This is a genomic window from Corynebacterium sp., from assembly GCF_012838985.1.
Taxonomy (GTDB): Bacteria; Actinomycetota; Actinomycetes; order Mycobacteriales; family Mycobacteriaceae; genus Corynebacterium.
On record NZ_DUOE01000042.1, the window covers coordinates 25,559 to 33,648 of the forward strand.

The following is an 8,090-nucleotide window of genomic DNA, read 5'->3' on the forward strand; positions in this document are numbered from 1 at the left end:
CGGAGTTTAGGTCGGAATCCGGGCCAGCGCAGCGGATATGAGCCGCTCCCGGTCCTGAGCCGACAACGGCGCGTGGTGCACGTGGTCATGCGCCCACAGGCCGTAGGCCAGCAGCTGCACGAGGTAGGCGTCCGTCGAGGAGGGTTCCGGCATCCACCGCTTGTCGACGCCCTCCCACACCGCCCGGTACGCCCCGTCATGGCGCGAGTCCAGGATCATGAGCAGCTCCGGCAGGTCGGCGTTCCGGCCCATGGAGATGACGACGGCCCGCAGGCGCTCCTCCGCCGTGAGGTCCGCGGCCGGGGCGCCGGCGATCTCCTCGAGCTCCGCCTCCCAGGCGGCGGCGAGGTGCCGGTGCACCCCGAGGAGCAGCTCGTGGCGGGAGGGGAAGTGGTAGATGATGCCGGACTTGGACAGACCGGCGGCCGCGGCCAGTGTCTCGTAGCTCAGACCCTCCAGCCCCTCGGCGGTGATGAGCCCCACCGCGGCGGCGAGGATCTGTCCGCGTTTACTGTGCCTCACGGGGACTCCTCGGGTTGCCACGGAAGCAGCAGGCCGTGAGCAGCGTGAACGCGCCGGCGACGACGGCCAGCAGGATGACGATGCTCAAGTACGCCAGATCGTAGGCCGCCCCGTCGATGGGACCCGACAGGTCCAGCCCACCCGGCACCCGGCGTGCGTAGAGCAGCGGCAGGAGGCTGCCCAGGACCGCCACGGACACGAGGGTGCCGAACTCGTAGGAGACGTTCTCCACACTCGCCGCCATGCCCGCCCGACGGACCGGCGCCGCCCCGATGATGGCGGTGGAACTGACCGACATGATCGAACCCGCCCCCGCCCCGATCAGCGCCAGCGCCGCGACGAACAGCGGTATCTGCTCATGGAATCCCGCCCACGCCGCCCCGCCCATGCCGACCGTGATCGCCAGGAAACCACCCGCGATGAGCCGCTGGAACCCGACCCGGTGCAGCAGCGCGCCGCCCAGGATGGAGAAGGGGAACGCCGCCAGCGTCACCGACACCACCAGCAGCCCCGCCTGCAGGGGCGAGTAGCCGCCGACCAGCTGGAAACGCTGCGTGGTCATCAGCTCCAGACCCACGACGGCGAACATCGCGCCCGCGGCCGCCAGGACACCACCGGTGAAGATGCGGGAACGGAAGATGTCGAAGGTGAGGAGGGGGTCGTCGAGAAGCTGTTGTCGACGCGTGAACAGGAAGGAACCCACGAGCGCCACCACCGCCGCCCCCGCGAGCAGCCACCCCGTGCGCGCCGGGTTGGCCAGTTCCTTGATGGTGGTGACCAGGCCAGACAGGGCCAGCAGCGCCCACAGGGAACTGACGAGGTCCCAACGCTTGGTCGGGTCGGGCATGTTCGGCGGGGCGACGGCGATGGTCGCGATGATCGCGGCCGCCGCGATCGGCACGTTGATGAGGAACACCGACCCCCACCAGAAGTACTCCAGCAGCAGCCCGCCGAGCACCGGGCCCAACGCCGCGCCGACCACCGCGACCGACCCCCACACGCCGATGGCCGTGTTGCGTTCACGCTCGTCGGAGAACGTGATCCGCACCAGCGCGAGCGTGGCGGGCATCATCGTCGCGGCCCCCATGCCCAGGGCGGCGCGGGCGGCGACGAGGAACCAGGCGCCGGGGGCGAAGGCCGCGGCCAGGGACGCGACCCCGAAGACCGCCAGACCGACGAGGAACATCAGGCGGTGCCCGATCCGGTCCCCGAGCGTGCCCGTGCCCAGCATGAGGCCGGCCAGCACGAGGGGGTAGGCGTTGATGATCCACAGCGCCTGCACCTCGGTGGTGTGGAGCTGTTCACGCAGCTCCGGCAGGGCGGTGTAGAGGATCGAGTTGTCCACGCCGACGAGCAGCAGACCCAGGGAGATGATGAAGAGGAACGTCCACCGCTGGGCCGGGGTGGAGTCGACGTCGTCGAGGCGTGTCACGCGGGGGAACTGTACCGACCGTTCGTTACAGTTTCAACGCGAGGCATGAATCCTCCGTACTCTCGGGGACATGGCACGCACCTATGCACAGCAGCTCGTCGAGACCCTCGAGAAGCAGGGCGTGGCACGGATCTACGGAGTGGTCGGCGACAGCCTCCCCCCGATCGTCGACGCCCTCCGCACCTCCTCCATCGAGTGGATTCACGTCCGCAACGAGGAGGCCGCCGCCTTCGCCGCCGGCGCCGAGTCCCTGCTCACCGGCCGCCTGGCCGTGTGCGCCGGCTCCTGCGGACCCGGCAACCTCCACCTCATCCAGGGCCTCTACGACTCCCACCGCAACGGCGCCCGCGTCCTCGCGATCGCCTCCCACATCCCCAGCAACCAGATCGGCACCTCCTACTTCCAGGAGACCCACCCCGAACAGCTCTTCGCCGAATGCTCCGGCTACTGCGAGATGGTCAACTCCGCCGACCAGGGCGCCCGCATCCTCCACCACGCGATCCAGTCGACGATGGCCGGACAGGGTGTGTCCGTGCTGGTCATCCCGGGTGATATCGCCAAGCAGGACGCCGGCGACGGCATGTTCCTCGAGTCCACCATCGCCACCGGCCGCCCCGTCGTCTACCCCGACGCCCGCGAGGCCGCGCAGCTGGCCGCGGCGATCAACGCCGCCGACACCGTGACCCTCTTCTGCGGCGAAGGCTCCCGGGACGCCCGCGACCAGGTCCTTGCCCTGGCCGAGAAGATCAAGTCGCCCGTCGGCCACGCCTTCGGCGGCAAGATGCACATCCAGTACGACAACCCCTTCGACGTCGGCATGTCCGGACTCCTCGGCTACGGCGCCTGCCACGACGCGATGCACGACGCCGACCTGCTCATCCTCCTGGGCACCGACTTCCCCTACACCGAGTTCCTCCCCACCGGCAACGTCGCGCAGGTCGACATCAACGCCGCCCACATCGGCCGCCGCACCACGGTGCACCACCCGGTCGTCGGCGATGTCGGGGCCACCATCGAGAACATCCTCCCGCACCTGGAGGAGAAGACCGACCGCTCCTTCCTCGACCGCATGCTGCGCAAGCACGCGAAGACCCTGGAGAAGGTCGTGGAGGCGTACACGCAGGACGTGGAGAAGCACACCCCCATCCACCCCGAGTACCTCGCGCACGTCCTCGATGAGCTGGCCGCCGACGACGCCGTGTTCACCGTCGACACCGGCATGTGCAACGTGTGGGCCGCCCGCTACCTCACACCCAACGGCCGCCGCGCGGAGATCGGCTCCTTCCGCCACGGCACCATGGCCAACGCCCTGCCGCACGCCATCGGCGCGCAGTTCGTCGACCGGAACCGCCAGGTCATCAGCCTCAACGGCGACGGCGGCCTCGGCATGCTCCTCGGCGAGCTGCTCACCGTCAAACTCCATGACCTGCCCGTGAAGATGGTCGTGTTCAACAACTCCTCGCTCGGCATGGTCAAGCTCGAGATGCTCGTCGAGGGCATGCCCGAGCACGGCACCGACCACGAGGAGGTCGACTTCGCGGCCCTCGCGGCCGCCGCGGGCATCCACTCCGTGCTCATCGACGACCCCGCCACGCTGCGCGAGCAGCTCGCTGCTGCGCTCGCGCACCCGGGCCCCGTGCTCATCGACGTCCGCACCGACCCCGACGCCCTGTCCATCCCGCCGAACATCACGTGGGAGATGCTCATCGGCTTCTCCCGGGCCGCCACCCGCTCCGTCTTCGGCGGCGGTGTCGGCGACATGGTGCACCTGGCGCGCGCGAATCTGCGCAACATCGGCGCCGCGGGAGCGGTGTAGGGGCCGGCGTGGCAACAACCGTGCAAGTCTGGCCGTCGCCGCGGAAAGTGGTGGGCCGGTAACCTGCAACGATGACAACCTTCCCGGAGCTCAGTTGCACGGTTGTTGCACCGTCTAGTCTGGGCGGCATGACCCCGACCGTCCGGATCGACCTCGCCCGCCTCGACGCGAACATCGCCGCCATGGCCGCCCAGCCCGGGCAGCTGCGCCCGCACGTGAAGACCCACAAGATCCCCGAGATCGCCCGCCGCCAGCTCGCGGCCGGCGCACACGGGCTGACCGTGGCGACGGTCGGGGAGGCGGAGGTCTTCGCCGAGGTCTGCGACGACCTCTTCATCGCCTACCCCGTCTGGGCCGACAAGCGGCTGCGTGACCTGGCCACGCGGGTGCGGCTGACCGTCGGGTGCGACTCCCTGCCCACCGCGGAACGCCTGGCAGGGTCGGGCGTGGGCGTGCTCATCGAACTCGACTCCGGGCACCACCGCTCCGGCGTCCCGGTGGGCGAGCTCGAGGACCTGGCCCGCGGCATCCTCGACCTGGGCCTCGACCTGCGTGGGGCCTTCACCTTCCCCGGCCACTCCTACACGCCGGGCGGGCAGGAGGCGGCGGCCCGCGACGAGGACCAGGCCCTGTCCGCGGCAGGCCAGATCCTCCGGGCCCTCGGGGTGGCTGCCCCGGTGCTCTCCGGCGGCTCGACCCCCTCGGCGCGGTATTCGCAGGTGGCCACGGAACGCCGCCCCGGCGTATACGTGTTCAACGACGCCCAGCAGCTGGAGCTGGGCACCTGCGACTGGTCCGGTATCGCGCTGACGGTCCGCGCCACGGTGGTCTCGCGACGGACCGACCTCCATCAGGTCATCGTCGACGCCGGCTCCAAGATCCTGGGCTCCGACCGTCCGGCCTGGGCCAGCGGCTTCGGGAGGATCAAGGGGGTGCCCGATGCGCGGTTGACCGCCCTGTCCGAGCATCACGGCACCGTCGCCTGGCCGGAGGGGAAGCCGTTGCCGCAGGTGGGGGAGCAGGTGGCGGTGGTGCCCAACCACGTGTGCCTGGTACTCAACCTCGTCGATGAGGTCGAGGTGGTGTCCGGCGGGCGCGTGGTGGACCGGTGGGCGGTGGCAGCGCGGGGCCGGAACTGAAGGGGAGCGCGCCGCCGCGTGACCTGATTCCACGTGATCCGGAAGGTGGCACCAACATTTCCCCAGGTCGCTGAGGACCCGGGAACACGGACACGTGGAATCCGGCGCGAACACTTGCGCTTGACCCGGCGTCAACGCGGAGACTGGGAACCGTGACCGACTACACCATCGGCGAGGCCGCCGACATCCTCCACGTGACCACCCGCACGCTACGGCACTGGGACCACATCGGGCTGCTCACGCCCGGCTGGCGGACGTGGGCGGACCACCGGCTCTACACGGAGGCGGATCTGGAGAGGGCGCTGCAGATCCTCGTCTACCGGGAGGCCGGGGTGCCGCTCAGGGAGATCGCGGAGATCCTCGCCGAGCCCGCCACCGCGCGGGACACCCTGCGCAGGCAGCGTGCGGTGCTCACCCGACGGATCGGTCACCTGCACCGGATGGTCCGGGCAGTCGATGAACTCCTGAAGGAGGAGGAACCCATGTCCCTCGAGGACCGCATGCAGCTCTTCGGCGACCAGTGGAAGCCGGAGTACCAGGACGAGGCGGAGGAGCGCTGGGGTGACACCCCGGAGTGGGAGCAGTCACGGAGGATCCAGACCGCCCTGAGCGACGAGGACTGGCGCGCCGTCAAACGCGAGCAGGACGAGTTCATCGCACTGCTCGCCGACGCCGCCGCCCGCGGCGTGGAACCGGGCTCGGGGGAGGGGCGGGTGATCGTCGGGAAGCATCGGGCGACGATCGCCCGCTGGTACCCCGTCACCCCTGCGAAGCAGGTGCTGCTCGCGCGGATGTACGTCCACGACGAGCGTTTCGACGCCACCTATCAGGGCCATGCCGCCTACCTGTTGGACCTGGTCGAGGCGGAGGCCGCGGCGGAGGGCGTCGACCTCGCCGCCGTGACCTGGGAGTAGCCCGGCTGTAAGGGAATTCCCAGACACCATCCAGCCGGGTGGGAGCGCGGGCGGGTTGACTCGGCACCACAGATGCAGAAAGTGGTGGACAATGGGACACATGACTGACTCCTCCCAGAACCCGGTCAAGGTGCTCGTCGTCGATGACGAGCCGAACATCGTCGAGCTGCTCACCGTGAGCCTCAAATTCCAGGGCTTCGACGTGCGCACCGCGTCCTCCGGAACAGAGGCACTGCGGGTGGCGCGGGAGTTCGACCCCGACGCGTACATCCTCGACGTGATGATGCCCGGCATGGACGGATTCGAGCTGCTCACCAAGCTGCGCAACGAGGGGCTCGACGGCCCCGTGCTGTATCTGACGGCCAAGGACGCGGTCGAGCACCGCATCCACGGCCTGACCATCGGTGCGGACGACTACGTGACCAAGCCGTTCTCCCTCGAGGAGGTCATCACCCGCCTGCGCGTCATCCTGCGCCGCGGCCAGGGCCGGGAGCAGGACACGGAGGGGGCGGCGATCTCCTACGCCGACCTCACCCTCAACGACGAGACCCACGAGGTGACCAAGGACGGCAAGATCGTCGAGCTCTCGCCGACCGAGTTCAACCTGCTGCGTTACCTCATGCTCAACGCGGAGGTGGTGCTGAGCAAGTCGAAGATCCTCGACAACGTGTGGCACTACGACTTCGGCGGGGACGGCAACGTCGTGGAGTCCTACATCTCCTACCTGCGCCGCAAGATCGACACCGGTGATGTCCCGCTCATCCACACCGTCCGTGGTGTCGGCTACGTGCTCCGGACGCCGCGCCAGTGACGTTGCCGCCTTACCCGCCCTACCCGGCGGCGTCGGATCCTGATCCGGCGCCGCCGACCTCGCGTGCGCAACGTCGGCAGGAGGCCCTCTACCCGCAGCCGGAGCCTGACATCCCGGACCGCGCGTGGCCCCTGCGGACGTGGCTGGTGGTCATCATCGTGCTGCTGTCCGGGCTGGGCCTGGCGGCGAGTTCGGTGGCGGTGTCGTCGATCATGCGGGAGGTCATCTACTCGCGTGTCGACGAGGACCTCATCAACTCCCTCGGCGGTTGGGCGCGGAACTCGGAGATCTTCAAGTCCGATTCTGCCTCGCGCCCGCCGTCGGACTACGTGGTGATCAAGCTCTTCGAGGACGGCTCCTCCGTCGTGTTCAACGACCCGGGCGAGCTGCCGCGCCTCTCACCGGTTGTCGTCGGCGGTCCGCCGCAGACCGTGGACTCCACCCCGGGCTCCGGGGCGAAGACCCGGTGGCGGGTCATCGCGCACCGGGAGGAGGGGGTGACGACGGTCGTCGCGAAGGACCTCACCCGCGACTCCGCCCTGCTCTACGGCCTGGCGATGGTGCAGCTCATCATCAGCCTGCTCGTGCTGGCGGTGCTGGCGCTGCTCAGCTACTACGTCGTGCGGCAGGCGATGGCGCCGCTGCGCGAGGTGGAACGCACCGCCGGCGAGATCGCCGCGGGTGACCTCGACCGTCGTGTCCCGGCGTGGCCGCGCACCACGGAGGTCGGCCAGTTGGCGCACGCGCTGAACACGATGCTCGGCCAGCTCCAGGAGTCCGTCGAGACCGCGCAGAGCAAGGAGGAGCAGATGCGCCGCTTCGTCGGCGACGCCTCCCACGAACTGCGCACCCCGCTCACCTCGGTCCGTGGTTTCACGGAGCTCTACCGCTCCGGCGCGACCACCGACGTCGACATGGTGCTCAAGCGTATCGACGACGAGTCCCGCCGCATGTCCCTCCTCGTCGAGGACCTCCTCGCGCTGACCCGCGCCGAGGGGTCCCGCCTCGAACTCAAGACCGTCGACCTGCTCGAGCTGTCCCTGTCGGTGGCGGCCTCCGCGCGGGCGGCGTTCCCGGGGCGGACGGTCCACGTGAAGAACGAGACGTCCTCGGTGCCGGTCGTCGAGGGTGACGCCTCGCGCCTGCACCAGGTGCTGCTCAACCTCATCTCCAACGGCCTCACCCACGGCGGCCCCGACGCGGAGGTCACGGTGACGCTGGGTCTGGAGGACGAGGACGTGATCCTCACCGTCGCCGACGACGGGCGCGGCATGCCCTCCGACGTGGCCGCGCAGGTCTTCGAACGTTTCTACCGCGAGGACGCCTCCCGGTCCCGCGCGTCCGGCGGTTCCGGTCTGGGCCTGGCGATCACGAAGTCGCTGGTGGACAAGCACGGCGGCACGATCACCGTCGACTCGGAGGAGGGCGTCGGCTCGACGTTCACCGTCCGGCTGCC

Annotated in this window: 7 protein-coding genes; 5 read left to right on the forward strand and 2 right to left on the reverse strand. The window is 69.7% G+C overall.

All coding sequences use genetic code 11. The annotated features are described in order from the left end of the window. Positions 1–6 precede the first annotated feature (6 nt). Together GXZ33_RS02195 and GXZ33_RS02200 are read right to left on the reverse strand one after the other, a co-directional pair. Positions 7–522, reverse strand: a complete 516-nt coding sequence (locus tag GXZ33_RS02195) for a TetR/AcrR family transcriptional regulator (protein ID WP_291339215.1) — start codon at positions 520–522, stop codon at positions 7–9. Further along, positions 509–1,954, reverse strand: coding sequence for an MFS transporter (locus tag GXZ33_RS02200; protein ID WP_291339216.1), 1,446 nt, complete (start codon positions 1,952–1,954; stop codon positions 509–511). The genes GXZ33_RS02195 and GXZ33_RS02200 overlap by 14 nt, the downstream gene beginning before the upstream one ends. Positions 1,955–2,024: 70 nt before the next feature. Between GXZ33_RS02200 and GXZ33_RS02205 the strand changes: the two genes are divergently transcribed. From GXZ33_RS02205 to GXZ33_RS02225, 5 genes are all read left to right on the forward strand, one after another. Beyond that, on the forward strand, positions 2,025–3,770 hold the full coding sequence (locus GXZ33_RS02205) for a pyruvate dehydrogenase (protein ID WP_291339217.1): 1,746 nt from the start codon (positions 2,025–2,027) through the stop codon (positions 3,768–3,770). A 128-nt stretch (positions 3,771–3,898) separates the two neighbouring features. Continuing rightward, positions 3,899–4,909 carry an alanine racemase gene (locus tag GXZ33_RS02210; RefSeq protein ID WP_291339218.1) on the forward strand — a complete coding sequence of 337 codons (1,011 nt, stop codon included), beginning with the start codon at positions 3,899–3,901 and terminating at the stop codon, positions 4,907–4,909. 152 nt (positions 4,910–5,061) lie between these two features. Then, on the forward strand, positions 5,062–5,823 hold the full coding sequence (locus GXZ33_RS02215; RefSeq protein WP_291339219.1) for a MerR family transcriptional regulator: 762 nt from the start codon (positions 5,062–5,064) through the stop codon (positions 5,821–5,823). A 100-nt stretch (positions 5,824–5,923) separates the two neighbouring features. Continuing rightward, positions 5,924–6,634: a response regulator transcription factor gene (locus tag GXZ33_RS02220; protein WP_291339220.1), complete on the forward strand. Its 711-nt coding sequence runs from the start codon at positions 5,924–5,926 to the stop codon at positions 6,632–6,634. 110 nt (positions 6,635–6,744) lie between these two features. After that, on the forward strand, positions 6,745–8,090 hold a 1,346-nt coding region (locus GXZ33_RS02225), incomplete at its 3' end, for a HAMP domain-containing sensor histidine kinase (RefSeq protein ID WP_291339222.1).